Source organism: Shimia aestuarii, from assembly GCF_022814865.1.
Lineage (GTDB): Bacteria > Pseudomonadota > Alphaproteobacteria > Rhodobacterales > Rhodobacteraceae > Shimia > Shimia aestuarii_A.
Map to the genome: position 1 here is coordinate 77,657 of NZ_JAKVRD010000012.1, position 21,983 is coordinate 99,639.

General features: G+C 61.1%; 28 protein-coding genes and 1 pseudogene. 18 read left to right on the forward strand and 11 right to left on the reverse strand.

Annotated features, from left to right (window positions below; translation table 11 throughout):
* Nucleotides 1-43: 43 nt before the first annotated feature.
* Complete coding sequence (locus MK745_RS12890; RefSeq protein ID WP_243613711.1) at nucleotides 44-1,216, reverse strand: MalY/PatB family protein; 1,173 nt, start codon at nucleotides 1,214-1,216, stop codon at nucleotides 44-46.
* 101 nt (nucleotides 1,217-1,317) lie between these two features.
* Between MK745_RS12890 and def (MK745_RS12895) the strand changes: the two genes are divergently transcribed.
* The 5 genes from def (MK745_RS12895) to MK745_RS12915 all read left to right on the forward strand — a co-directional run bounded on the left by def (MK745_RS12895) (nucleotide 1,318) and on the right by MK745_RS12915 (nucleotide 4,622).
* A complete protein-coding gene (gene def / locus MK745_RS12895; RefSeq protein ID WP_243613712.1) occupies nucleotides 1,318-1,830 on the forward strand; it encodes a peptide deformylase in 513 nt (170 codons plus the stop codon).
* Between the two features lie 3 nt (nucleotides 1,831-1,833).
* Nucleotides 1,834-2,328, forward strand: coding sequence for a peptide deformylase (gene def / locus MK745_RS12900; protein WP_243613713.1), 495 nt, complete (start codon nucleotides 1,834-1,836; stop codon nucleotides 2,326-2,328).
* A gap of 10 nt (nucleotides 2,329-2,338) precedes the next feature.
* Nucleotides 2,339-3,244: a methionyl-tRNA formyltransferase gene (fmt, locus tag MK745_RS12905; protein WP_243613714.1), complete on the forward strand. Its 906-nt coding sequence runs from the start codon at nucleotides 2,339-2,341 to the stop codon at nucleotides 3,242-3,244.
* A 14-nt stretch (nucleotides 3,245-3,258) separates the two neighbouring features.
* A complete protein-coding gene (locus MK745_RS12910) occupies nucleotides 3,259-3,495 on the forward strand; it encodes a hypothetical protein (protein ID WP_243613715.1) in 237 nt (78 codons plus the stop codon).
* A 68-nt stretch (nucleotides 3,496-3,563) separates the two neighbouring features.
* Complete coding sequence (locus MK745_RS12915) at nucleotides 3,564-4,622, forward strand: glycosyltransferase family 2 protein (protein WP_243613716.1); 1,059 nt, start codon at nucleotides 3,564-3,566, stop codon at nucleotides 4,620-4,622.
* Between the two features lie 3 nt (nucleotides 4,623-4,625).
* On the opposite strand, the gene rnhA is transcribed toward MK745_RS12915, so the two are convergent.
* The 5 genes from rnhA to ispH form a co-directional block, all read right to left on the reverse strand.
* Nucleotides 4,626-5,078, reverse strand: coding sequence for a ribonuclease HI (rnhA, locus tag MK745_RS12920; RefSeq protein ID WP_243613717.1), 453 nt, complete (start codon nucleotides 5,076-5,078; stop codon nucleotides 4,626-4,628).
* Nucleotides 5,071-5,670: a class I SAM-dependent methyltransferase gene (locus tag MK745_RS12925; RefSeq protein ID WP_243613738.1), complete on the reverse strand. Its 600-nt coding sequence runs from the start codon at nucleotides 5,668-5,670 to the stop codon at nucleotides 5,071-5,073. The genes rnhA and MK745_RS12925 overlap by 8 nt, the downstream gene beginning before the upstream one ends.
* Entirely contained in the window at nucleotides 5,663-6,253 is a 591-nt protein-coding gene (locus tag MK745_RS12930) for a class I SAM-dependent methyltransferase (protein WP_243613718.1), read from the reverse strand. Before MK745_RS12930 ends, MK745_RS12925 begins: the two co-directional genes overlap by 8 nt.
* Nucleotides 6,250-6,864 carry a LysE family translocator gene (locus MK745_RS12935; RefSeq protein ID WP_243613719.1) on the reverse strand — a complete coding sequence of 205 codons (615 nt, stop codon included), beginning with the start codon at nucleotides 6,862-6,864 and terminating at the stop codon, nucleotides 6,250-6,252. Before MK745_RS12935 ends, MK745_RS12930 begins: the two co-directional genes overlap by 4 nt.
* Before the next feature lie 63 nt (nucleotides 6,865-6,927).
* Complete coding sequence (gene ispH / locus MK745_RS12940; protein ID WP_243613720.1) at nucleotides 6,928-7,878, reverse strand: 4-hydroxy-3-methylbut-2-enyl diphosphate reductase; 951 nt, start codon at nucleotides 7,876-7,878, stop codon at nucleotides 6,928-6,930.
* Nucleotides 7,879-8,079: 201 nt separating this feature from the next.
* Between ispH and MK745_RS12945 the strand changes: the two genes are divergently transcribed.
* Entirely contained in the window at nucleotides 8,080-8,466 is a 387-nt protein-coding gene (locus MK745_RS12945; protein WP_431978975.1) for a c-type cytochrome, read from the forward strand.
* Nucleotides 8,467-8,509: 43 nt separating this feature from the next.
* Here the strand turns inward: MK745_RS12945 and MK745_RS12950 are convergent, their stop codons facing one another.
* The gene (locus MK745_RS12950; protein WP_243613721.1) at nucleotides 8,510-9,082 is read right to left on the reverse strand and encodes an NYN domain-containing protein; all 573 of its coding nucleotides are present in this window, start codon (nucleotides 9,080-9,082) and stop codon (nucleotides 8,510-8,512) included.
* A 148-nt stretch (nucleotides 9,083-9,230) separates the two neighbouring features.
* Between MK745_RS12950 and folK the strand changes: the two genes are divergently transcribed.
* The 11 genes from folK to recO all read left to right on the forward strand — a co-directional run bounded on the left by folK (nucleotide 9,231) and on the right by recO (nucleotide 17,935).
* A complete protein-coding gene (gene folK, locus MK745_RS12955) occupies nucleotides 9,231-9,797 on the forward strand; it encodes a 2-amino-4-hydroxy-6-hydroxymethyldihydropteridine diphosphokinase (RefSeq protein ID WP_243613722.1) in 567 nt (188 codons plus the stop codon).
* Nucleotides 9,798-9,883: 86 nt separating this feature from the next.
* Nucleotides 9,884-10,237, forward strand: a complete 354-nt coding sequence (rpoZ, locus tag MK745_RS12960) for a DNA-directed RNA polymerase subunit omega (RefSeq protein WP_243613723.1) — start codon at nucleotides 9,884-9,886, stop codon at nucleotides 10,235-10,237.
* 25 nt (nucleotides 10,238-10,262) lie between these two features.
* Nucleotides 10,263-12,419, forward strand: coding sequence for a RelA/SpoT family protein (locus MK745_RS12965; RefSeq protein WP_243613724.1), 2,157 nt, complete (start codon nucleotides 10,263-10,265; stop codon nucleotides 12,417-12,419).
* Nucleotides 12,420-12,435: 16 nt separating this feature from the next.
* Nucleotides 12,436-13,104, forward strand: a complete 669-nt coding sequence (locus tag MK745_RS12970) for a DUF2062 domain-containing protein (protein WP_243613725.1) — start codon at nucleotides 12,436-12,438, stop codon at nucleotides 13,102-13,104.
* Between the two features lie 67 nt (nucleotides 13,105-13,171).
* Entirely contained in the window at nucleotides 13,172-13,906 is a 735-nt protein-coding gene (locus MK745_RS12975; protein ID WP_243613726.1) for a pyridoxine 5'-phosphate synthase, read from the forward strand.
* 1 nt (nucleotide 13,907) lies between these two features.
* The gene (gene acpS, locus MK745_RS12980; RefSeq protein WP_243613727.1) at nucleotides 13,908-14,318 is read left to right on the forward strand and encodes a holo-ACP synthase; all 411 of its coding nucleotides are present in this window, start codon (nucleotides 13,908-13,910) and stop codon (nucleotides 14,316-14,318) included.
* Between the two features lie 59 nt (nucleotides 14,319-14,377).
* On the forward strand, nucleotides 14,378-15,214 hold the full coding sequence (gene lepB, locus MK745_RS12985; protein WP_243613728.1) for a signal peptidase I: 837 nt from the start codon (nucleotides 14,378-14,380) through the stop codon (nucleotides 15,212-15,214).
* On the forward strand, nucleotides 15,211-15,894 hold the full coding sequence (gene rnc / locus MK745_RS12990) for a ribonuclease III (protein WP_243613729.1): 684 nt from the start codon (nucleotides 15,211-15,213) through the stop codon (nucleotides 15,892-15,894). The genes lepB and rnc overlap by 4 nt, the downstream gene beginning before the upstream one ends.
* A gap of 72 nt (nucleotides 15,895-15,966) precedes the next feature.
* Nucleotides 15,967-16,875 carry a GTPase Era gene (gene era, locus MK745_RS12995; protein WP_243613730.1) on the forward strand — a complete coding sequence of 303 codons (909 nt, stop codon included), beginning with the start codon at nucleotides 15,967-15,969 and terminating at the stop codon, nucleotides 16,873-16,875.
* Nucleotides 16,872-17,204 carry a DUF1491 family protein gene (locus MK745_RS13000; RefSeq protein ID WP_243613731.1) on the forward strand — a complete coding sequence of 111 codons (333 nt, stop codon included), beginning with the start codon at nucleotides 16,872-16,874 and terminating at the stop codon, nucleotides 17,202-17,204. The genes era and MK745_RS13000 overlap by 4 nt, the downstream gene beginning before the upstream one ends.
* Entirely contained in the window at nucleotides 17,204-17,935 is a 732-nt protein-coding gene (gene recO / locus MK745_RS13005) for a DNA repair protein RecO (RefSeq protein WP_243613732.1), read from the forward strand. The genes MK745_RS13000 and recO overlap by 1 nt, the downstream gene beginning before the upstream one ends.
* On the opposite strand, the gene MK745_RS13010 is transcribed toward recO, so the two are convergent.
* The 3 genes from MK745_RS13010 to MK745_RS13020 all read right to left on the reverse strand — a co-directional run bounded on the left by MK745_RS13010 (nucleotide 17,910) and on the right by MK745_RS13020 (nucleotide 20,703).
* Nucleotides 17,910-18,311: an META domain-containing protein gene (locus MK745_RS13010; RefSeq protein WP_243613733.1), complete on the reverse strand. Its 402-nt coding sequence runs from the start codon at nucleotides 18,309-18,311 to the stop codon at nucleotides 17,910-17,912. The genes recO and MK745_RS13010 overlap by 26 nt on opposite strands.
* A gap of 3 nt (nucleotides 18,312-18,314) precedes the next feature.
* Nucleotides 18,315-18,872 carry a TetR/AcrR family transcriptional regulator gene (locus MK745_RS13015; protein ID WP_243613734.1) on the reverse strand — a complete coding sequence of 186 codons (558 nt, stop codon included), beginning with the start codon at nucleotides 18,870-18,872 and terminating at the stop codon, nucleotides 18,315-18,317.
* A 142-nt stretch (nucleotides 18,873-19,014) separates the two neighbouring features.
* Nucleotides 19,015-20,703, reverse strand: coding sequence for an acyl-CoA dehydrogenase family protein (locus MK745_RS13020; protein WP_243613735.1), 1,689 nt, complete (start codon nucleotides 20,701-20,703; stop codon nucleotides 19,015-19,017).
* Between the two features lie 144 nt (nucleotides 20,704-20,847).
* Here MK745_RS13020 and MK745_RS13025 point away from each other — a divergent pair, with 144 nt between their 5' ends.
* Nucleotides 20,848-21,615 carry a sulfite exporter TauE/SafE family protein gene (locus MK745_RS13025; RefSeq protein ID WP_243613740.1) on the forward strand — a complete coding sequence of 256 codons (768 nt, stop codon included), beginning with the start codon at nucleotides 20,848-20,850 and terminating at the stop codon, nucleotides 21,613-21,615.
* On the opposite strand, the pseudogene MK745_RS13030 reads toward MK745_RS13025, so the two are convergent.
* Nucleotides 21,584-21,983: pseudogene (locus MK745_RS13030) on the reverse strand (hypothetical protein); the annotation flags it as partial. The gene MK745_RS13025 and the pseudogene MK745_RS13030 sit on opposite strands and share 32 nt — an antisense overlap.

Below are 21,983 nucleotides of genomic sequence, written 5' to 3' on the forward strand. Positions count from 1 at the left end.
AGAGGCGGTCAGAGCAATCTGGCCGCCTCTTGTCTTGTGCGGGTTATTGCAGGTCCGAGAAGGCTTCGGTCAGGCGCTCGCAGGCTTGTTCGACGAGGGCGCGGGGCGTGGCGATATTGAAGCGCAGGAAATTTTCGCCGCCAGAGCCGAAAGTGTCGCCGTGGTTGGGGGCGATGCGGGCTTGTTTCTGAACCCGGTCGATGAATTCGGGCGGGGCCATGCCGGTGTCGGTGAAGTCGACCCAGCTTAGGTAGGTGGCTTCGAGGTTCATGGATCGGATCCCCGGAATGGCGTTGATCGCGCTGTCGAGGAGTTGGCGATTGCCATCAAGGTAGAGCATCAGCGCATCGACCCATTCTGCGCCTTCGGGAGAATAGGCGGCCTCGGCCATGAAAAGGCCGAAGGAGTTCGGCGAGAGGCCGAGCCCCGCCATGCGGGCGGCGAACTTTGCGCGCAGGGCGTCGTCGGGAATGATGACGTTGCCGGAGTGGGAACCGGCGATGTTGAAGGTCTTGGTTGTCGCCGTCATCATCACGAGCCGGTCGAGGATCGTCGGATCGACAAGGGGCATCGCGATGTGGCTGTGGCCGGGATAGACGAGATCGTGGTGGATTTCGTCGGAGACGAGGATCAGGTCGTGGCGTTTGCAGAAATCGGCGACGCCCTGAAGTTCGTCCTTAGTCCAGACGCGGCCGCCGGGGTTGTGGGGCGAGCAGAGGATGACCATGCGCTCGGCACCGGTCATCATCGTGTCGTAGGCGGCGAAGTCCATCTCGTAGCGACCGTCATTGTTGACGAGCGGACATTCCACGACCTCGCGCCCGGCAGCTTTGATGACGCGGGAGAAGGCGTGGTAAACCGGGGTGAAAAGGACGACGCCATCGCCCGGTTCGGTGTAGGTATCGACGCACATGGCTGTGCCGTTGACGAGGCCGTGAGTTGTAAAGATATGGGCGGGGTCGACCGTCCAGCCGTGGCGCGTCTGCATCCACCAGGTGATCGCCTCGCGGTAGGCCGTATCGTCGCCGTAATAGCCATAGACGCCATGATCGACCATGGCTTGCAGCGCGTCAGAGACGCATTGCGGTGGGCGGAAATCCATGTCGGCGACCCACATAGCGAGACCGTCAGATGCAGGAACGTCATAGAGCTTCTCCATCATGTCCCATTTGACGGAGTGGGTTCCATACCGGTTGATGATCTCGTCGAAGTTCATGTCTCACGCGTCCCTTGCTGTTGAACAGGGTGACGCTAGCGGATTGACCGGCGGGCGCAAGGGGCGTTGCAACCCTTGTTGGCTTGGCCTAGATGAAGGCCATGCTGAAGCCGATCCTCATTCACCCCGACCCGCGTCTCAAGAAGGTCTGTGCGCCGGTGTCCGATTTGTCGGACGAGTTGCGCGCACTGGCCAAGGACATGCTTGAAACCATGTATGATGCGCCCGGTATCGGGCTTGCCGCACCGCAGGTGGGGGTTCTGGATCGTTTGATCGTCATGGATTGCGTCAAGGACGGCGATCCAGAGCCGATGGTGATGTTCAATCCCGAAATCCTCGACAAGAGCGAAGATCTCAACACCTATGAGGAGGGGTGTCTTTCGATCCCAGAGCAATTCGCCGAGGTCACGCGCCCGGCAGAGGTGCGCGTGGGTTGGATCGACGAGAACAGCAATCCGCAGGAAAAGGACTTTGACGGGCTTTGGGCGACCTGTGTGCAGCATGAGATCGACCACCTCAACGGCAAGCTTTTCATTGATTATCTCGGCCCGATGAAGCGGCAGATGATGACGCGCAAGTCGCAGAAGATGAAACGCGAGCGGGCGAGGGACTGATCCGTGGCGGTGCGGACCTGTATCCCGTGGCCTGACAAGCGGTTGCGCACGGCGGCGGCAGCGGTTGAAGAAATCACCGACGCAGAGCGCGCGGTGTGGGATGATCTTGTCGATACGATGGAAGCGATGCCGGGCGTCGGTATGGGCGCGAACCAGATTGGCGTGATGCAGCGGCTTGCCGTCGTCGATGCGAGCGAAGAGCGCGGTCAGGTTGTGCGGATGGCCAACCCGGAAATCCTTCATGCGAGCGTGCAACTTCGCGAACATGACGAGGCGAGCCCGAACCTTCCCGGTGTCTGGGCGACGATCAAGCGACCGCGCGCCGTCACCGTGCGGTATATGGATGAACATGGCGCGACCGTGGAAAAGGATTTCGTCGGCCTCTGGGCGACGAGCGTGCAGCACCAGATCGACCACCTGAACGGCAAGATGTATTTCGACCACCTGAGCCGGACGAAGCGCGCGATGCTTCTCAAGCGGGCACAGAAGGCGCGGTAGGAGGAAGGCCATGCGGATTGTTTTCATGGGCACGCCGGAGTTCTCCGTGCCGGTTCTGGATGCGCTTGTGGAGGCGGGGCACGAGATCGCCGCCGTCTATTGCCAGCCGCCGCGTCCGGCGGGACGCGGCAAGAAAGAGCGTCCGACGCCGGTTCATGCGCGGGCCGAGGCGCTTGGCCTTGAGGTGCGTTACCCGGTGTCTCTCAAAGGGGAAGAGGCGCAGGCGGAGTTTGCCGCGCTGGGCGCCGATGTGGCGGTTGTCGTGGCCTATGGGTTGATCCTGCCGCAACCGGTTCTTGATGCGCCGAAGAAGGGTTGCCTTAACATCCATGCAAGCCTGTTGCCGCGTTGGCGCGGTGCGGCACCGATCCATCGTGCGATTATGGCGGGGGATGACGAGACGGGCGTTTGTATCATGCAGATGGAAGCGGGGCTTGATACCGGGCCTGTGTTGCTACGCAAAGCGACGGAGATCGGGGCGGAAGAGACGACCGCAGAGTTGCACGACCGTTTGTCGGACATGGGCGCGGCGGCGATTGTCGAGGCGCTTGCGACGCTTGATGATCTCGAACCGGAGGTGCAGCCCGAGGACGGTGTTACCTATGCCGCGAAGATCGACAAGGCCGAAGCGCAAGTCGATTGGAACGCGCCCGCGGTCGAGGTGGATCGCAAGATCCGTGGCCTTTCGCCCTTTCCCGGTGCGTGGTGTGAAATCGAGGGCCAGCGCGTGAAGCTTCTCGCGTCGCGGTGTGTCGAGGGCGCCGGAGCGGCGGGCGAAGTCCTTGACGATGCGCTGACCGTGGCTTGCGGCGAGGGAGCCGTGCAGCTTCTGCGCTTGCAACGGGCGGGCAAGGGCGCGCAGGATGCGGATGTGTTCCAGCGCGGTTTTGCCGTTGCCAAGGGCACGCGGCTCTAGGCGGGAGACAGCCCATGTTCTTTACCTTTTTCGGTACGGTCGTGATCGCGGGGATCATCGGCTATGCCTCGGAACGGTCTGGGTTCACGCGCAATGGCTATATCCCGTCGATCATCATCTGTGTGGGTGGCGCGTTCCTGTTCTTCATGGTGAGCCGAATGTTCCAGATCAGTTTCGGCAGTCCGGGGCTCAATGCGATCATTGCCTCTGTGGGGTCTTTGGCCATCGTGCCGACCCATTTCCGCAAGTAATCCGAGCCGACGCTTTACGCAGCGAATCACAGGCGTTACACTGAATCTCATAAAAAGCGGCCGTTCAAATGAGCCGCGTGACATATGAGGCAGTAGCAGTGGCGAGCATAGGCTTGGGGCGCGGAACATCCGCGCCGAAAGTAACCGTTGTGTCCACCATGAAAGACGAGGGAGCCTATATCCTCGACTGGGTGGCGCATTACAGAACCCTCGGAGCAACGGATATCGTCGTGTTTACCAACGACGTGTCGGACCCGACGGATCACATCCTGCGGCGGCTCAATTGCATGGGCGAGGTACATCACCGTTTCAATCGGGTGATGCGGCGCGGGCCGCATAAAAGCGCGCTCATGTGGGCGGAACACGAACCGGCGGTGCGCGAGGCGGATTGGATCCTTGTTGTCGATGTCGATGAGTTCCTCGATATCAAGGTCGGCGACGGGACGTTTCAGGATTTGATCGCAGAACATCCCGAGGCGGATGCGATTTCCTTCCCCTGGCGTATTTTCGGCAATGCAGGGGTCGAAAAGATCACCGGCGAAAGCGTGCCAAGGCAGTTCACCAAAGCGCAACCAGCCGAGGGCAAGCCGGGCGAACATCGGTTCTTCAAGACGCTCTTTCGCAATGACAAGACGAAGTTCAACCGCATGGGGGTTCACCGCCCGTTCCTTGCCAAGAACCATGCGCCGATCCATTGGATCCTGCCGGATGGCACGCGGGTTCTCGAGGATGACAAGGGCGGCGCGCTTCATCTGCGCGATCACTATGGCTATGAGGGCGCACAGTTGAACCACTATGCGCTGCGGTCACTCGATGCTTTCCTCAACAAGCAGCGTCGCGGACGTGCCAATCATTTCAAGGGCACGATCGAAATGGGCTATTGGAAGAAGTTCGACAAGAACGACGAGGAAGACACGTCCTTGGCCGAGAAGTTCTTTGCCGCGGAAGCTTATCGTCGCCGTCTTCTGGCGCAGGATGAGGCGCTTGCCCGGCACCACGAGGCGGCGCTTGATTGGGCACAGCGGATGGCGCGGAAGGCCCGGCGCGAGCAACAGTGCAAGACCTTCCTCAAAGCGCTTGCCCAGCTTGATGCCCCTGCGTCGGAGGCAGCGCGCGACGTTGCCTGAGACCTAGGGTTTGAACGGCGCCATCCCGGCGCGGGCGAGTTCATCGGCGCGTTCGTTCTCGGGGTGGCCCGCGTGGCCCTTGACCCATTCCCATGTCACATCATGGCGCGCTTGCGCGGCGTCGAGGCGTTGCCAAAGCTCCGCGTTCTTGACCGGTTTCTTGGCCGCGGTTTTCCAACCGTTCTTTTTCCAGCCGTGAATCCAACCCGTCACCCCGTTCTTCACATAGGTGGAGTCGGTCACAATGGTGATGGTCGAGGGCTTGGTGAGCGCCTCGAGCGCACTGATCGCGGCCATGAGTTCCATCTGGTTGTTGGTGGTGCCGGGGGCGCCGCCAGAAAGCTCGCGTTCCTTGAGGACGGTGTCGCCCTCTTTGGCGCGCATAAGAACGCCCCAGCCGCCGGGGCCGGGATTTCCGGAGCAGGCTCCGTCGGTATAGGCAAAGAGATCAGGCATGGGCGGTCATTACAACGAAGGTATCCGGATCGCCAGAGCGGTCGTGGCGATTGCCGCGTCGGATATGTGAAATCGTGAACCCGGCTGCCTCGAGATGCGCGGCGAGGTCCTCTTCGCGGTAGTATGTGAAGAAGCGGTCGAAGGCATCGCGGGACTCGCCCGCACCCAGCTTCATGGCGATGTGGAGCGCACCTTTGGGACGTAGCAGGGCGCGGATATGTGAGAGATGATCCGGCAGGGCGCTGCGCGGGACATGCAGCAGCGAAAAATTGGCCCAGACCCCATCATAGGCGGCGGTCTTGGGAAGGTCGGCGAGCGTAGCTTCGCGCGCAGTGATCCCGAACCGGGCGGTGGCAAGGGCGACCATCTCGGGGCACGGGTCGATCGCATCGACGACAAGGCCTTCGGCCACAAGCCGCGCGGCCCATTGGCCGGGGCCGCAGCCGAGGTCAAGCACATGGGCGCCTTTTGGAACAAGTGAGAGGAAAGCCGCAACGTCTGCGCCCTGATCCACATCTACGGGAAGAGTGCCGTTCTTGGCGTAGGCGCGGGCGGCGCGGCGGTAGACGGCGAGGGTGCGCGCGTCAGGCACGGGCGGCAAGGGTGATCCATCCCGCCATGGCGCCGTCGAGCCCCTTGGAGGTGCCGCGATTCGTAGCAAAGACTGACAGGCCCGCATCGGCAAGGAGGGCGGTCAGTTCGTCCTCGGTATAGTAGGTATAGAGCCGCCCGAGCGCGTCACGCCTCGAGCCTGTGCCGGTCTTGACCCCGATATGGAACCGACCGCCGGGTTTCAGGGCTCGGGCGATGGCGGCGAGGTGGCGGGGCATGGCGTCGCGCGGGGCGTGGAGCAGGGAGAAATTTGCCCAGATGCCATCATAGAGCGCATGGCCTGCAATCTCGTCGAACGTGGCCTGATGGGCAGTGACGCCGGGATGCGCGGCAGCGAGGGAGACCATCTCGGCAGAGGCATCCGTCGCCGTGACGTTCAGGCCGTGCCGCGCCATTTCCGCGGCAGAGTGTCCAGGGCCGCAACCAAGGTCGAGCACATGGCCCGCTTGCGGCATGTCGGCGATGAAGGCGGCAAGCTGTTTGTCGCGCGCTTCACTTTCGGTCAGGGCGGCATAGTCGGCAGCCTGTGCATCGTAGACGGCGAGGGTCTCGCGATCGCTCATGCGCGTTCGAGGGCGAGGCGGCCCGCAAGCGCGACGAAGATCGCGGCAAAGCCCCGGTTGAGCCAGCTCATCACCCGCGCGCTTCCGAGAAGAAGGTCGCGGGCCTTGGCGGCGAAGAGGCCGTAGAGGACGAAGACGCCAAAGGTCAGGGCCATGAACACCGCGCCGAGCGCCGTCATCTCGAGGGTGGCGGTGGCCGGGTTGCCAGAGAGGAATGGCGGCAGAAGCGCGAGAAAGAAGACCGAGAGCTTTGGGTTCAGGATATTGATGAGTGCGCCACGGCGGGCGATGGCAAAGCCGGGGCGGGAGCGGGTCTCGGCGCTGACCGAGAGCGCACCACCGGAGCGCAGCGCGGACCACGCGAGGTAGAGCAGATAAGCGACGCCGGCGAATTTCACCACGTTGAACAGAAGCGCCGACGTGTGGAGCACAGCCGCGAGGCCGAGTGTCGCCGCCGCGAGATGCGGCACGATCCCGAAGGTGCAGCCGAGTGCGGCCCAGAGCGCGGCGCGGTGACCTTGGCCGATGCCCATGGCGAGCGTGTAGATGACACCCGTACCGGGGGCGATGACGACGACAAGGGCCGTCAGCAGGAATTGAGCGGAGATCATGGGCGCCTCGGGATCAGAAATATGTTCCGGGCAGCTGACACGGTATGGCGTGCGCGGTCAATATCAGGCGGTTTCGCGCAGGACCCGCGGCACCTTGAAGTTCACGCGTTCCACGGCGGTTTCGACGATTTCGACGGTCACGTCGAAACGGTCGCGGAAGGCGTCGATCACTTCGTTGACGAGGACTTCGGGCGCGGAGGCGCCAGCGGTGATGCCAATCGCGCGGATGCCTTCGAGCGCGCGCCAGTCGATATCTTCGGCGCGCTGCACGAGTTGCGAATAGGCGCAGCCGTTCTTGGCGCCCACTTCGACAAGGCGGCGGGAGTTGGACGAGTTCGGCGCACCGACCACGAGGATCGCATCGACCTTGGGCGCGACTTCCTTGACCGCTTCTTGGCGGTTGGTGGTCGCGTAGCAGATGTCTTCTTTGTGCGGACCGACGATCTCGGGGAAGCGGGCCTTGAGGGCCGCGACGATGCCGATCGTGTCGTCGACGGAAAGGGTTGTCTGGGTCACGAAAGCGAGTTTCGAGGGATCACGGACCTCAATGGTCTCGACATCAGCCTCGGTTTCGACAAGGAGGACTTCGCCATCCGGGAGTTGGCCCATGGTGCCGATGGTCTCGGGGTGTCCGGCATGGCCGATCATGATGATCTGGAGGCCGTTCTCGGAATGGCGCTCGGCTTCGATATGCACCTTCGAGACAAGCGGACAGGTGGCATCGACGTAGACCATGTTGCGCCGCTCGGCCTCGGCGGGGACGAGCTTGGGCACGCCGTGGGCGGAAAAGATCACCGGGCGGTCATCGGGGCAGTCGGACAGTTCCTCGACAAAGACCGCGCCTTTCTCGCGCAGGCTATCGACGACGAACTTGTTGTGCACGATCTCGTGTCGGACATAGACCGGCGCCCCCCATTTCTCGAGCGCCATCTCGACGATCTTGATTGCGCGGTCGACACCCGCGCAGAAGCCGCGCGGAGCGGCGAGGTAAAGTGTCAGGGCGGGTTTGGTCATGCGCGCGTCCTTTCGTCCTTGGCACAGAGGTAAGGGTTTGACCCTCCAACGTCCAGCCTGCGCCGGTCGCGAACTCGTGATTGGCCTTCCAGTTATGGGAAGGTTCTATGGCTTGAGCGCAAATAGTGGAGGATACCGACGATGTGGAAGGCCTGTTGTGTGCTGGCTGGGGCTCTTATGGGGCTATCTGGAGGGGCTGGAATGATGGCCCATGCGGAGGGCAAAGGGTTTCTGCCCTACCGCGATGGCGCTGCTGTTGAGCGGGGTGCACAGGTCTATGCGGACAGCTGTGCAAGCTGTCATGGAGATCGGCTTGAGGGGGAAAAGAACTGGCGTCAGCCGGGGCCGGACGGACGCCTGCCTGCCCCGCCGCACGATCCTTCGGGGCATACGTGGCATCATCCGGACATGGTTCTGTTCAGGTTGACGAAGTACGGGCCAGAGGCGCTTGTCGGTGGAGACTACGAAAGCAATATGCCGGGGTTCGACGGGGTTCTGAGTGATCAGGAGATTGTCGAGGTGCTCGCCTATATCAAGAGCACCTGGCCAGAGGAGATTGTCGAGGCCCACAACGCGCGCAACGAATAGGCGCGGGACAAACGAAAAACCGGGGCGCGCGGCCCCGGTTTCATTAGTCGGCGCTATATGCCGGTTCGCGTTCGGCCGGGGCCGTTTCGCGCGGCGGTCGGCCGATCACTTCACGAAGTCCATCAAGCTCGATGAAATTGTCGGCCTGACGGCGCAGCTCATCCGAGATCATCGGCGGTTGGCTACGGATCGTGGAGACCACAGACACGCGCACGCCTTGCCGTTGAAGGCTTTCGATCAGCGGCCGGAAATCCCCATCTCCGGAAAACAGCACGATATGGTCCACATGCGGCGCGAGCTCCATGGCGTCCACAGCAAGCTCGATATCCATGTTCCCCTTGACCTTCCGGCGTCCTTGGGAGTCTGTGTACTCCTTGGCCGGTTTGGTCACCATGGTGAAGCCGTTATAGTGAAGCCAGTCTACCAGCGGGCGGATCGGTGAATATTCATCATTCTCCAGAAGCGCCGTGTAGTAGAACGCGCGCAGCAACTTGCCACGTCGCATAAACTCCTGCCGCAGGAGTTTGTAGTCGATGTCAAATCCGAGTGCTTTTGCTGCGGCGTATAGATTTGAGCCATCGATGAACAGCGCGAGCCGTTCGTCTTTGTAAAACATAAAAAGTCCCTTTCTAATGTCGCGGCGCACACGAAAAAATCCAGTGAGTGTTCAGGAAGCGCGCGCCGACATCGCATAAGGGTAGTGGTTTTAAAGGGGGCTGCAAGCTAAAGAACACCCCGGTTTGACCCCTGAAACAGGAAAAACAATGGATAAGATGTATCTTTGGATACTTGCACTCGGCGGAAACTTGCCTTCGGAGGAGGGTTCGCCCGAAGAAACGCTCCGTGCGGCGCTAAAAATGCTGGATGGCGAGGGGATGCGGCTGGTTGATTCGAGCCGCCTCTACGAGACGCCCTGTTTTCCGCCGGGTGCAGGGCCGGACTACATCAACGCGGCGGCGCTTGTGGAAAGCCCGCTTGACGCGGGCGCGCTACTTGACCGGTTGCACGAGATCGAAGCGGCGTTCGGGCGTGCCCGGCAGCAGCGTTGGGGTATGCGGACACTCGACATCGACCTGATCGCAGGCGGGGCGCAGGTCTTGCCGGATCAGGATACATACGCCGCATGGCGTGATCTTGATCTCGACACCCAGATGAAAGCCACCCCGGAGCAACTGATTCTTCCACATCCTAGGATGCACGAGCGGGCCTTTGTCCTTGTGCCCGTGCATGATGTGGCGCCGGACTGGATTCACCCGGTTTTTGGGCAAAGCGTTGCCGAAATGCTTGCTGCATTGCCCGAAAGCGCCCGAAAAGAGGTTCGGCCCCTTTGAAATCAGGCGATTGTGGGGTTGTCTTCGTCGCCCATCCCTCTTAGATACTCGGTTTCTGACCCGTCCCAGACTGAATGGAGTCCCACATGGCCCGCGTGACCGTTGAAGATTGCGTCGACAAGGTTCCGAACCGCTTCGAACTTGTGATGCTTGCCGCACACCGTGCGCGCGAAGTGTCTTCTGGTGCGGAGATCACCGTGGACCGGGACAACGACAAAAACCCTGTCGTGAGTCTGCGTGAGATCGCGGAAGAGACCCAGACTGCGGATGAACTGCGTGAGCGCCTCATCGAGAGCTACCAGACCCAGATCGAGGTCGACGAGCCGGAAGAGGATCGCATGGCGCTTCTCATGGGTGCCGAAAGCGATGCGCCTGCCGAAGACGACATGTCAGAAGAAAAACTCCTTCGCGCCCTCATGGAAGCGCAAGGCCAAGGCTAAGCGCGAGAGGCGTCGGTAGGAGAGAATGGAAGACAGATTCGAGCTTTTCCCGGTTGATGAGCTCGTTGAACGCATTCTCACCTACAACCCGAAGACCAATGAAAAGCTCATCCGCGAGGCCTATGATTTTGGCCGCGAGATGCATGAAGGGCAGACCCGGCATTCCGGAGAGCCCTATTTTTCCCATCCCATCGAAGTCGCCTGTATCCTGACCGAGCAGCATCTTGACGATGCGACGATCATCACGGCGCTTTTGCATGACACGATCGAGGACACCAAGGCCTCGTATTCCGAAGTCGCGACGCGGTTCGGGGATGAGGTTGCGATGCTCGTGGATGGGGTCACAAAGCTGACCAACCTGCAGCTTTCCTCAAGCGAGACCAAACAGGCCGAGAACTTCCGCAAGCTCTTCATGGCGATGTCGAAAGACCTGCGCGTGATCCTTGTGAAGCTCGCCGACCGTTTGCACAACATGCGGACGATCAAGGCGATGCGCCCGGAGAAGCAGGTGCAGAAGGCCCGCGAGACCATGGATATCTTTGCCCCCCTTGCAGGGCGCATGGGGATGCAATGGATGCGCGAAGAGCTTGAAGACCTCGCGTTCAAGGTGCTCAACCCCGAGGGGCGTGCGTCGATCATGCGCCGCTTTATCACGCTGCAGAAAGAAACCGGGGATGTAATCCAGCGGATCACCAATGACATGCGGTTGGAGTTCGCGGAGCTTGGGATCGAGGCGGAGGTGTTTGGCCGCGCCAAGAAGCCCTATTCGATCTGGCGCAAGATGCAGGCGAAGGATCAGGGGTTCTCGCGGCTTTCGGATATCTACGGCTTCCGGATCATCACCAAGAACGAGGTGGATTGCTACCGGGCGCTTGGGGCGATCCATCTGCGCTGGCGCGCGGTGCCGGGCCGGTTCAAGGATTACATCAGCCAGCCAAAATCCAACGGCTACCGGTCGATCCATACAACGGTCTCGGGGCGCAATGGTCGCCGTGTCGAGGTGCAGATCCGCACGCAGCAGATGCATGACGTGGCCGAGTCCGGGGTTGCGGCGCACTGGTCCTATAAGGACGGCGTGCGCGGGGAGAACCCGTTTGCCGTTGATCCGGGAAAGTGGATCAACACGCTGGCCGAGCAGTTCAGTGCTGAGGATGATCACGACGAATTCCTCGAGGCGGTGAAGCTCGAGATGTATTCGGACAAGGTTTTCTGTTTCACGCCCAAGGGCGAAGTCGTCAAACTTCCGCGTGGGGCGACGCCGCTCGATTTTGCCTATGCAATCCATACGCGGATCGGCCATGCCTGTGTCGGGGCAAAGATCGACCACATGCGCGTGCCGCTTTGGACCCGTATCAAGAACGGCCAGTCGGTCGAGATCATCACCGCAGAAGGCCAGGCGCCACAGGCGACATGGCTCGACATTGCGACTACGGGCAAGGCGCGTTCCGCGATCCGGCGCGCGTTGCGCGAGGTCGACAAGGAACGGTTCATCAAGCTTGGGCGCGAACTTGCTCGGGCGGCGTTCGAACATGTTGGCAAGAAGGCGACGGACAAGGCGCTCGACATGGCGGCGCAGACTTTGCGCCTTGAGGATCGTGACGAGCTTTTGGCACGGATGGGGAGCGCAGAGCTTACGGCGTATGAGGTCGTGCAGGCGGTTTATCCCGACCTCGTGCCGGAAGAGGGCGACGAGGTGGCGAGCGATCGCGCTGTGATCGGCCTCTCAGAAGGCCAGAGTTTCCACCGCGCGCCCTGCTGTCAGCCGCTGCCGGGCGAGCGGATCGTCGGCATCACCTATCGTGGCCAAGGCGTTGTGGTGCACGCGATTGATTGCGAGTCTCTCAGTAATTACGAGGAACAGCCAGATCGTTGGATCGACCTGCATTGGAGCTCGGGCAAGCACAAGGCTGTCTATACGGTGATGCTCAACATCACGATTGGCAACGATGCGGGTGTCCTTGGGCGGATCTGCACGCTGATCGGCGAGAACAAGGCGAATATCTCGGACCTCGAATTCGTCGACAGGAAGCCCGATTTTTACCGTCTTTTGGTGCATGTTGATCTAAGAGATGCAGAGCACCTGCATTCGCTCATGATGGCCCTTGCGGCCGAGAGTGATGTGGCAGAGATAGAACGATACAGAGACCCCAGCCTTGCAAAGGTGTCGGCGGGATCAAAGTAGCAAGGGACACACAAAGGTGGTCTTCAAGCGAAGGGACAAGCGACCGATCTACCAGATCGTGTTCGACTTCTTCTGGCCCAAAGGGGGCTGGACCCGCGCGTTCTACTATGTGCGTCATCGCCTGCGCCGGCTGCCGGGTACGCCCGAATTCATCGCACGGGGCATTTGGGCAGGGGTCTTTACGACATTCACGCCGTTCTACGGGATGCACTTTGTCGTCGCCGCCTTGGTGTCACGCCTGATTAACGGAAATCTTCTTGCGGCGCTGCTTGGGACGTTTTTTGGCAATCCGCTGACCTATCTGCCAATTGGTGTCATCTCTCTCAAGACGGGGCACTTCCTTCTTGGGACGCAGTTCGACGAAGGCGCGCATCGCTCGCTCGTTGGGAAATTCGCGCATGCGGGGCTCGACCTTTGGCGCAATGTTGGTGCGCTTTTTACGGATCGCGATGCGGATTGGACGGCCTTGCGGCTTTTCTGGAACGAAGTGTTCTTTCCCTATCTCGTTGGTGGAATCCTTCCCGGCATCATTGCCGGAACCGTAGCCTACTACATCAGTGTGCCGGTCATCCGCGCCTATCAGAAACGGCGCACGGCCAAGATTCAAAAGAAAATGGCAGCGCTGCGCGAACGGGCGCGGCAACAGGCTGCCTTGCGGGCCGAAGAAGAAAACGGTCGAGGTTGAGAAACGGGTTTCGCCCGGAGAGCCGTCGCACTAGATTTCCAGCAACAGGAAACAGGGGAGCTGCGAGATGCTGCGACTAGGGGTGAATATCGATCACGTGGCCACGGTGCGCAATGCGCGCGGCAGTGCCTATCCGGACCCGGTTCGGGCGGCCAAGATGGCCGAGGCAGCGGGTGCGGACGGCATCACCGCGCACTTGCGCGAAGATCGTCGCCATATCCTCGATGCAGATATTGATGCCTTGATGGAAAACCTAACGGTGCCGCTCAACTTTGAGATGGCGGCGACCGAGGAGATGCAGCAGATCGCGCTGCGCCATGTGCCGCATGCGGTGTGCATCGTGCCGGAGAAACGCGAGGAACGGACGACGGAAGGCGGTCTCGAGGTCGCGCGCGAAGAAAATCGGATCGGTGATTTCATCGCGCCTTTGCGCGAGGCGGGGTGCCGCGTGTCATTGTTCGTCGCCGCGGACAAGCCGCAGATCGAGTCGGCAGCGCGGATTGGGGCGCAGGTTGTGGAACTGCATACCGGGGCCTATTGCGACCTGCATTACGAAGGGCGTCTCAAAGAGCGCGACGCCGAGTTGGAGCGGCTGCGCGAGATGTCGAGCTATGCGCATTCGCTTGGCCTTGAGGTCCATGCCGGGCATGGGCTGACTTATGACACGGTGAAGCCGATCGCGGCCTTCCCGGAGGTTGTCGAACTCAATATCGGGCATTTCCTGATTGCCGAGTCGATCTTTGTCGGGTTGGAGCCGGTGCTGAAGGAAATGCGCCGCCTCATGGACGAAGCGCGGGCCTGAGATGATCCTCGGAATCGGCACGGACCTCGCCAATATCGACCGGATATCCGACACGCTCGATCGATTCGGGGATCGGTTCCGCAACCGCGTCTTTACCGAGGTCGAACAGGCCAAGGCAGAGCGGCGACGAGACAGCGTTGGCACCTATGCGAAACGCTGGGCCGCGAAAGAGGCCTGTTCTAAGGCGCTTGGCACCGGACTTCGCATGGGGATCAGCTGGAAAGATATGGCGGTCTCAAACCTGCGCACGGGACAGCCCGTGATGGAGGTCACGGGGTGGGCAGCAGAGCGTCTGCGCGACATGACACCGGACGGGCATGAGGCGATCATTCACGTCACGCTCACCGACGACCACCCTTGGGCACAGGCCTTTGTCGTCATCGAGGCGCGGCCTCTCGCGCAGTTGGGTTGACACCTGAGCGCCTGAGCCGCATGTAAACCGCATCATTCAGCACCCCGAGAGGCAGGCATATGGCAGGCGAAGCCAAGAAGCAGAACGCGTTCATCGAGACCGTCAAAACAGTCGTTTACGCGCTCCTGATCGCAGGTGTGTTCCGGACTCTCTTCTTTCAGCCGTTCTGGATTCCCTCGGGGTCGATGAAGGACACTTTGTTGATCGGGGATTTCCTCTTCGTCAACAAGTTCGCCTATGGCTATTCCTATGCGTCCTGCCCGTCCGTGCGCCTGCCGCAGTTCGGGGTCAATATCGACGCCAAGACCCTTTGTGGTGTCTTCGACGGGGACAACAAGCGGTTCCTCGGCTCCGAACCCGAGCGTGGTGATGTCGTGGTGTTCCGCCATCCGGCGACCGGCTTCGACTATATCAAGCGCCTTGTAGGCTTGCCGGGGGATAAGGTTCAGGTCATCGCGGGCGTGCTGCAGATCAATGGCAAGCCGGTCGAGCTTGAGGATGGCGGCATCTTTGAAGAGACGGCCGGGCCACAGGGGCCGCAAGGCTTGCGCCCGCGTTGTGCCAACGGGCCGGTGGGCGATGGCGGCCAATGTCTCAAGGAACGTCAGATCGAGACGCTTCCGGGCGGTGTCAAACACGCGATCCTCAACATCACCAACCAATCTTCGGACAACACCGGTATCTATACCGTGCCTGAGAAGCACTACTTCTTTATGGGCGATAACCGTGACAACTCGACCGATAGCCGGGTGCCGCAAGTGGCGCGTGGGGTTGGGTTCGTGCCCTACGAGAACCTGATTGGGCGCGCGGATCGCGTCATGTTCTCCTCGGCGGGCCGGTCCATGTTCTTCTTCTGGACATGGCGCGGCGATCGGTTCTTTAAGGCGATCCAGTGAAACTTGCGGCGGAGCTGAAGGCGCTCGAGGCGCGGATCGGGCACGAGTTTTCCCGCCCGGAGCTTCTTGTGCGCGCAGTGACGCATTCCTCGATGTCGTCACCGACACGCGACGACAATCAGCGGCTCGAGTTCCTTGGGGACCGGGTTCTTGGGCTTGTTATGGCCGAGGCGCTTTTGGCGCAGGATCGCAAGGCTACGGAAGGCCAACTTGCCCCGCGGTTCAACGCTTTGGTGCGTAAAGAAGCCTGCGCCGATGTGGCGCGGGAAATCGCGCTTGGCGATGCGCTGAAACTTGGCCGGTCCGAAATGCTCTCGGGTGGGCGAAGAAAACAGGCCCTTCTTGGCGATGCCATGGAGGCGCTGATCGCGGCCGTCTACCTTGATGCGGGGTTCGAGACGGCCAAGGCCATGGTGATCCGGCTTTGGGGCGCGCGGGTGCATCAGGTCGAGGCCGATGCCCGCGACCCCAAGACCAGCCTTCAGGAATGGGCGCAGGGGCGAGGCATGAAGCCACCAACCTATGAGATGTTGAATCGGTCGGGACCAGATCATGCACCGGTCTTCAACATCGTTGTGCGCCTTGATAGCGGCGAAAGCGCCGAAGCGAGCGATACCTCCAAGCGCAAGGCAGAGCAGGCGGCGGCAAAGGCGCTTCTGGAGCGGCTCGAGCAGGGCTAAGGCGCTTTCCTATGGCGCCTGCCGCGGCTATCGTCTAGGAACACGTCTTCACGTCATCCTGGAAGGCCTCACATGACCACACGTGCCGGATTCGTTGCCCTAATCGGCGAGCCCAATGCAGGCAAATCGACCCTGACCAATCGCATGGTGGGGGCGAAAGTGTCTATCGTGACCCATAAGGTTCAGACGACCCGCGCCCGCATTCGTGGCGTGGCGCTCGAGGGAGAGAGCCAGCTTGTTTTTGTCGACACGCCCGGTCTTTTCCGCCCACGCCGGCGTCTTGATCGCGCGATGGTCGCGGCAGCCTGGGGTGGGGCGGCGGATGCGGATATCATTGTCCTGCTCATCGAGGCGCATCGCGGTGTGACAGAAGGCGTCGAGACGATCCTCGAGGGGCTTGCCGAATTGCCCAAGGGCCGCAAGGTCGCGCTTGCCATCAACAAGATCGACAAGGTGAAGTCCGAGGTGCTTCTCGGATTGGCGAAAGACCTTAATGAGCGTTTCGCCTTTGCCGAAACGTTCATGATCTCCGCCGAGAAGGGGCATGGGGCGCAGCACTTGAAGGAATGGCTTGCAGAGGAACTTCCCGAAGGGCCGTGGCTCTACCCGGAGGATCAGATTGCGGACCTGCCGATGCGGATGATCGCCGCCGAGATGACGCGCGAGAAGCTGACGCTGCGCTTGCATCAGGAATTGCCGTATCAGCTCACCGTGGAAACCGAGAACTGGGAAGAGCGCAAGGACGGTTCGGCGCGGATTGATCAGCTGATCTATGTGGCGCGCGACGGGCATAAGGGCATCGTGCTTGGCAACAAGGGCGAGACGATCAAGGCCGTGTCCAAGGCGGCGCGGGAAGAACTTGAGGAATTTCTTGGGCGCAAGGTCCACTTGTTCCTTCAGGTGAAGGTGCGTCCGAACTGGCTTGAGGAAAAAGAGCGCTACTCCGAGATGGGGCTCGATTTCCGCGACGGGAATGCATGAGCCGGCTCGCCGCGAAGTTCTGGGTTCAGGCCTATATGGCGCGGCTCGAGTTTGCCGGGATACCGGCCTATGTTGTGGCGCATGGGGATGATACGGCGGGCGCGGTTCTTGTGAAACTCGCAACGCTTGACGGGCAGGCCGTTGCCTATCAGCGCTCTTTCGATCTTATGTCCGGGGACCGCAAGTGGGTTGTCCTTGCCGACGGGGACGAGGCGTCGGTCGATGCCGCGCTTGGCCGGCAGCGGGAATTCGACCCGGATGTCTGGGTCGTTGAGGTTGAGGATCGGCAGGGGCGTCACATGCTCGACGAGCCGGGGTTGGAAGCCTGATGGATTGGCGAGACGAGGGGATCGTTCTGAGCTGTCGCAAACACGGCGAGACCTCGGTGATCCTTGATGTGTTCACGCCGGATCATGGGCGTCACGCGGGCGTGGTGCGGGGCGGAACGAGCCGCAAGATGACACCGATTCTTCAACCGGGCGGACAGGTCGATGTGGCGTGGCGAGCACGGCTTGAGGCGCATATTGGGTCATTCACTGTTGAGCCGGTGCGCAGCCGGGCTGCTGTCTTGTCGGACCGTATGTCATTGGCCGGGCTGAACGCGGTGACCGGGCTATTGTCCTTTTGCTTGCCTGAACGCGAACCGCACCCGAAGCTTTACAAACGTAGCGAACAGCTTCTCGATTTGCTTGGTCATGGCGAAGTCTGGCCGTTGGCCTACTTGCGCTGGGAACAGGCACTTCTTGAGGAGTTGGGGTTCGGCCTTGACCTGAGTGTCTGCGCGGTGACGGGGGCGACGGAGGGCCTATGCTATGTCTCGCCCAAGAGCGGGCGCGCCGTGTCGGCGCAAGGGGCAGGGGAATGGGCGGATCGGATGTTGCCCTTGCCGCCGTGCCTTCTTGGGCAGGGCGATGCCGAGGACGAAGAAATCCTCATTGCGCTTCAGACGACAGGGTATTTCCTCGAACAAAAGCTTGCGCCGGAGCTCGGGCACAAGCCGTTGCCAGAGGTGCGTGGACGGTTGGTGGACGCCTTCAGCCGTCGGCTTCTGCCGCGCTAAACACCATCTTGCGCCCGGCCTCATTGCTTAGGATCATCACATCACCGCTGATCTCGACAAGGGTCATCTCGCGCAGGGAGTCGAGGTAGGCGGCTTCGGCCTTGTAGTCCGGGCAAGCCATCTTTGTCCCGGCGATCGGGCTAAACTCAAGCCACGGATAGGGCGCTGTTTGGCGCATGAAGAAGCGGTTACAGGGGGCCTGTCCGGAGACGTTGCCACCCTCTTCAAAGCGCAGGGTGGCGCGGTGCGTGAAGGGGGCGCCATCAATTTCGGTCAAGTCCCAGAGACGATCCCCGCCATAGCCGGTCACGGTTTCATCCTGAAAACAGGCTGAGAGAGGCAGGGCGAAAAGTAAGGCAAGGGCAAAGCGCAACATGGCTCAACCATAAAGTGCGAGGATCAAGTCCACCAGCGTGCCGAGCGCGTTTTCATTGTCGACACCATCACGGCCCGACATCTCGGCCATGCCGAGGCGGGCGCCGTAGAGGATACGGGACAGCTCAGGGTTGGAGAGGTCGATCTCTGCTAGGAGATGGTCGAGCGCCTCCATCCGGCGCGCATCGACGCGGGCGACGGCCTCTGCCGCTGTCGCGTTCTCATGCGCCCAGGCACGGATTGCAGGCTCAAGTGCGGTGCCGTGCGTGGCGAGGCCATTCGCGGCGCGGGGGTCGGCTTGGGCGAAGTGGCGCAGGCGTTGCACCGGAGTGCCTTCGCTATGCAATGCCACATCGAGCGCGTGCAGGCTCGTATCTTCCCAGTGCCGTAGCATGGCTTCATGGAAGGCAGGCACATCCTTGAAGTGCCAGTAGAAGGAGCCTTTGGTCGTCTTCAAACCCCGAGCGAGGGCTTCGGCCTTGAGAGCGGAAGACCCTTGCGCGACGAGCGCATGAAAGCCAGCGTTGATCCAGCTATCGGGAGAGAGACGTGTCGATGCCATGCCTTAGGGGTAAGGGAGATTCGGCCCATTGTGCAAGTGCAGCATTGCCGCATTGTGCAGTTGCAGAAAAACTGTGGCGGAATCACAAGAAAACCCCGGCACAACGGCCGGGGTCTCCTTGTTCTTAGCGATTTCGAGCGGTTTAACCGAGCAGGCGGCGGGCGATAACCTGTGCCTGAATCTCTGCGGCGCCTTCGAAAATGTTGAGGATTCGCGCATCACAGAGGATGCGGCTGATCTGATACTCGAGGGCAAAGCCGTTGCCGCCATGGATCTGCAGCGCGTTGTCGGCGCTGGCCCATGCGATGCGGGCACCGAGCAATTTCGCCATCCCGGCCTCGAGGTCACAGCGGTGGCCGTGGTCTTTCTCCCATGCGGAGAAGTAGGTGAGCTGACGCGCGATCATGATCTCTACGGCCATCATCGCGAGCTTGCCTGCGACGCGCGGGAAGTTGACGAGGGATTTGCCGAACTGCTTGCGGTCTTCGGCATATTGCATGCCAACCTCAAGCGCGTTCTGGGCCACACCGATGGCGCGGGCGGCGGTTTGGATACGGGCCGCTTCAAAGGTTTTCATAAGCTGTTTGAAGCCCTGACCTTCTTCTCCGCCGAGGAGGTTCTCGCCCTTGACCTTGAAGCCGTCAAAGCCAAGCTCGTATTCCTTCATGCCGCGATAGCCGAGGACTTCGATCTCGCCGCCGGTCATGCCTTCGGTCGGGAACGGGTTCTCGTCCGTGCCCGGTGTCTTTTCGGCGAGGAACATCGACAGGCCGCGGTGGTCGGTTGTGTTCGGGTCGGTGCGGGCCAGAAGCGTCATCACATGGGTGCGGGCCGCGTGGGTGATCCAGGTTTTGTTGCCCGTCACTTCCCAGTTGCCATCCTCGGTCTTCACAGCGCGGGTGCGCAGAGACCCAAGGTCGGAGCCGGTATTCGGTTCGGTAAAGACGGCGGTCGGCAGGATTTCGGCAGACGCGAATTTCGGCAGCCAGTATTGTTTTTGCTCTTCCGTGCCGCCTGCTTCGACAAGCTCTGCGGCGATTTCAGAGCGCGTGCCGAGGGACCCGACGCCGATATAGCCACGTGAGAGTTCTTCGGAGACGACCACCATCGACGCTTTGGAAAGGCCAAGCCCACCATATTCTTCGGGGATGGTCAGGCCGAAGACGCCCATCTCGCCGAGTTCCTCGATGATCTCCATCGGGATCAACTCATCCTTGAGGTGCCACTCATGGGCGTTCGGGACGACGCGATCGTCGGCGTAGCGGCGGAATTGCTCGCGGATCATCTCGAGGTCTTCGTCGAGGCCGGTGGCGCCAAAGGTGGCATGGCCTGCGTTGTCCTGCATCAGGGCGACGAGCTCCATGCGCGCGGCCTGCGTGTTGCCCTTGGTCATCAGGGTCTGTATCGCGTCGGTTTGTAGCGGGGCGAGCGCATCGAGGCCAAGCCCAAGGTCGGTCAGGCGGAACATTTCGTTCTGGCTCATCGGGATGCCGCCGGAAATGTGGTTCAGGTACTCGCCAAAGCCGATCTGGAGGATCAGTTGTTCCATCTTGCCGAACTTGCCGTCTTCGGCGAGGCGCTCGGACCATTTCTGCATCTGGCGCAGCGCCTCAACGTAGGTTGCGAGCCACGACAGGCCGTGTGCAGCCGCCTGGTTGGCTTCGATCAGGCCAGCGGAGACGCGGCCATCTTCGGTCACGAGCGCGCGCAGGGCGTCGGTTGCGGTTTCCAGAATTTTCTCTGCCGGGGCGACCGAGGCGGCGGTGAGTGCCGTCAGGTCGGGGAGAAGAGCGGAGTTTGTCATCGTCAGGTCCTGTCCGTCATGGGCCATGAATCATGTCCTTCATCTTGCTGCAGTGTGACATAGCTCTTTCGCACATGCAGCGCAACATTAATGCCAAGCTTTGCAGGTATTTGTTCGTTTGTTGCGCGTTGATTTTTTGCGCTGCGGCGCTAACGGACATATAGCTTGGGGATGGAAACAATCTTCTCCGACATGTCTTTCGCGCTCATTGGGCTTGCCTATGCCATCGCCCTTGGCGCCGGGGTGGTCAAGGGCATGGTGGGTTTTGCCATGCCGATGATCCTGATCTCCGGCCTTAGCTCGATCATGGCGCCAGAGCTTGCGCTTGCGGGGCTGATCGTTCCGACGCTTGTCACCAACGGGATGCAATCCTTGAGACAGGGCAGCAGTGCGGCGATTGCGTCAGTGCGCAAATTCCGTGTGTTCCTTGGGGCGGGGTTTGTCATGCTCCTGGTCTCGGCACAATTCGTGCGGGCCTTGCCAGGGGATATCATGCTGCTTCTGATCGGGGCGCCTGTGGCGGTGTTCGTGCTGGTGCAATTGTTTGGCCTGCGCCTGCATCTCGAGGCGGCCTCAGCGCGGCTCGAGGTGCTGATCGGCGGGTTTGCCGGGGTGATTGGCGGAATCTCGGGGGTTTGGGGGCCGCCGACGGTGCTCTACTTGACGGCGCTCAATACGGAGAAAACCGAGCAAATCCGCGTGCAGGGCGTGATTTATGGGCTTGGGGCCGTGGCGCTTTTCTTCGCGCATATCGCCTCGGGGGTGTTGAATTGGGCGACGTTCCTGTTCTCGCTGAGCCTTGTGCCGCCCGCCGTGATGGGGATGTGGATCGGTGGGCGTATCCATGACCGCATCGATCAGGAGAGCTTTCGGCGGGCAACCCTCGTGGTGCTTTTGTTGGCGGCGCTCAACCTCGTGCGACGCGCTGTGTTTGGCTAAGGGCCGCGTGGCAGCCGAGGAGCGCTGCGTCGTCTGACAGGATCAGAGAGACTGGCGGGATAGGGTCCTGCGGTGCGAAATGCGCGTGATAGCTTTCGGCGAAAGCGGCGGGGGCCGCAGTCAGGACGGAGCGGGCGACGCCACCTGCGAGGGAGATGCCGTCGCGAGGCGAAAACGCGTTGGCGAGCAAGGCGCATAAAGTGCCAATTAAGGCGGAATAGTCTCTGATATAGTCTCTGACCACGCCGCTTTCACAGAACCGAGCATATCCGCGACCGCTGAATAAATCCTCGATTGTGACCGCGCTGGGAAGGGCGTTTTCGAGCTCTTTGGGGAGGGGGCGGTGGCCGTATTCCAAGGGGTGGGGC

Bases quoted from the DNA above. Each gene is read 5' to 3' on its own strand.
- MK745_RS12890 (WP_243613711.1), bottom strand. From the start codon at position 1,216: ATGAACTTCGACGAGATCATCAACCGGTATGGAACCCACTCCGTCAAA.
- def (WP_243613712.1), top strand. From the start codon at position 1,318: ATGCTGAAGCCGATCCTCATTCACCCCGACCCGCGTCTCAAGAAGGTC.
- fmt (WP_243613714.1), top strand. From the start codon at position 2,339: ATGCGGATTGTTTTCATGGGCACGCCGGAGTTCTCCGTGCCGGTTCTG.
- MK745_RS12910 (WP_243613715.1), top strand. From the start codon at position 3,259: ATGTTCTTTACCTTTTTCGGTACGGTCGTGATCGCGGGGATCATCGGC.
- MK745_RS12915 (WP_243613716.1), top strand. From the start codon at position 3,564: ATGAGCCGCGTGACATATGAGGCAGTAGCAGTGGCGAGCATAGGCTTG.
- rnhA (WP_243613717.1), bottom strand. From the start codon at position 5,078: ATGCCTGATCTCTTTGCCTATACCGACGGAGCCTGCTCCGGAAATCCC.
- MK745_RS12930 (WP_243613718.1), bottom strand. From the start codon at position 6,253: ATGAGCGATCGCGAGACCCTCGCCGTCTACGATGCACAGGCTGCCGAC.
- MK745_RS12935 (WP_243613719.1), bottom strand. From the start codon at position 6,864: ATGATCTCCGCTCAATTCCTGCTGACGGCCCTTGTCGTCGTCATCGCC.
- ispH (WP_243613720.1), bottom strand. From the start codon at position 7,878: ATGACCAAACCCGCCCTGACACTTTACCTCGCCGCTCCGCGCGGCTTC.
- MK745_RS12945 (WP_431978975.1), top strand. From the start codon at position 8,080: ATGATGGCCCATGCGGAGGGCAAAGGGTTTCTGCCCTACCGCGATGGC.
- MK745_RS12950 (WP_243613721.1), bottom strand. From the start codon at position 9,082: ATGTTTTACAAAGACGAACGGCTCGCGCTGTTCATCGATGGCTCAAAT.
- folK (WP_243613722.1), top strand. From the start codon at position 9,231: ATGGATAAGATGTATCTTTGGATACTTGCACTCGGCGGAAACTTGCCT.
- rpoZ (WP_243613723.1), top strand. From the start codon at position 9,884: ATGGCCCGCGTGACCGTTGAAGATTGCGTCGACAAGGTTCCGAACCGC.
- MK745_RS12965 (WP_243613724.1), top strand. From the start codon at position 10,263: ATGGAAGACAGATTCGAGCTTTTCCCGGTTGATGAGCTCGTTGAACGC.
- MK745_RS12975 (WP_243613726.1), top strand. From the start codon at position 13,172: ATGCTGCGACTAGGGGTGAATATCGATCACGTGGCCACGGTGCGCAAT.
- acpS (WP_243613727.1), top strand. From the start codon at position 13,908: ATGATCCTCGGAATCGGCACGGACCTCGCCAATATCGACCGGATATCC.
- lepB (WP_243613728.1), top strand. From the start codon at position 14,378: ATGGCAGGCGAAGCCAAGAAGCAGAACGCGTTCATCGAGACCGTCAAA.
- era (WP_243613730.1), top strand. From the start codon at position 15,967: ATGACCACACGTGCCGGATTCGTTGCCCTAATCGGCGAGCCCAATGCA.
- MK745_RS13000 (WP_243613731.1), top strand. From the start codon at position 16,872: ATGAGCCGGCTCGCCGCGAAGTTCTGGGTTCAGGCCTATATGGCGCGG.
- recO (WP_243613732.1), top strand. From the start codon at position 17,204: ATGGATTGGCGAGACGAGGGGATCGTTCTGAGCTGTCGCAAACACGGC.
- MK745_RS13010 (WP_243613733.1), bottom strand. From the start codon at position 18,311: ATGTTGCGCTTTGCCCTTGCCTTACTTTTCGCCCTGCCTCTCTCAGCC.
- MK745_RS13015 (WP_243613734.1), bottom strand. From the start codon at position 18,872: ATGGCATCGACACGTCTCTCTCCCGATAGCTGGATCAACGCTGGCTTT.
- MK745_RS13020 (WP_243613735.1), bottom strand. From the start codon at position 20,703: ATGGCCCATGACGGACAGGACCTGACGATGACAAACTCCGCTCTTCTC.
- MK745_RS13025 (WP_243613740.1), top strand. From the start codon at position 20,848: ATGGAAACAATCTTCTCCGACATGTCTTTCGCGCTCATTGGGCTTGCC.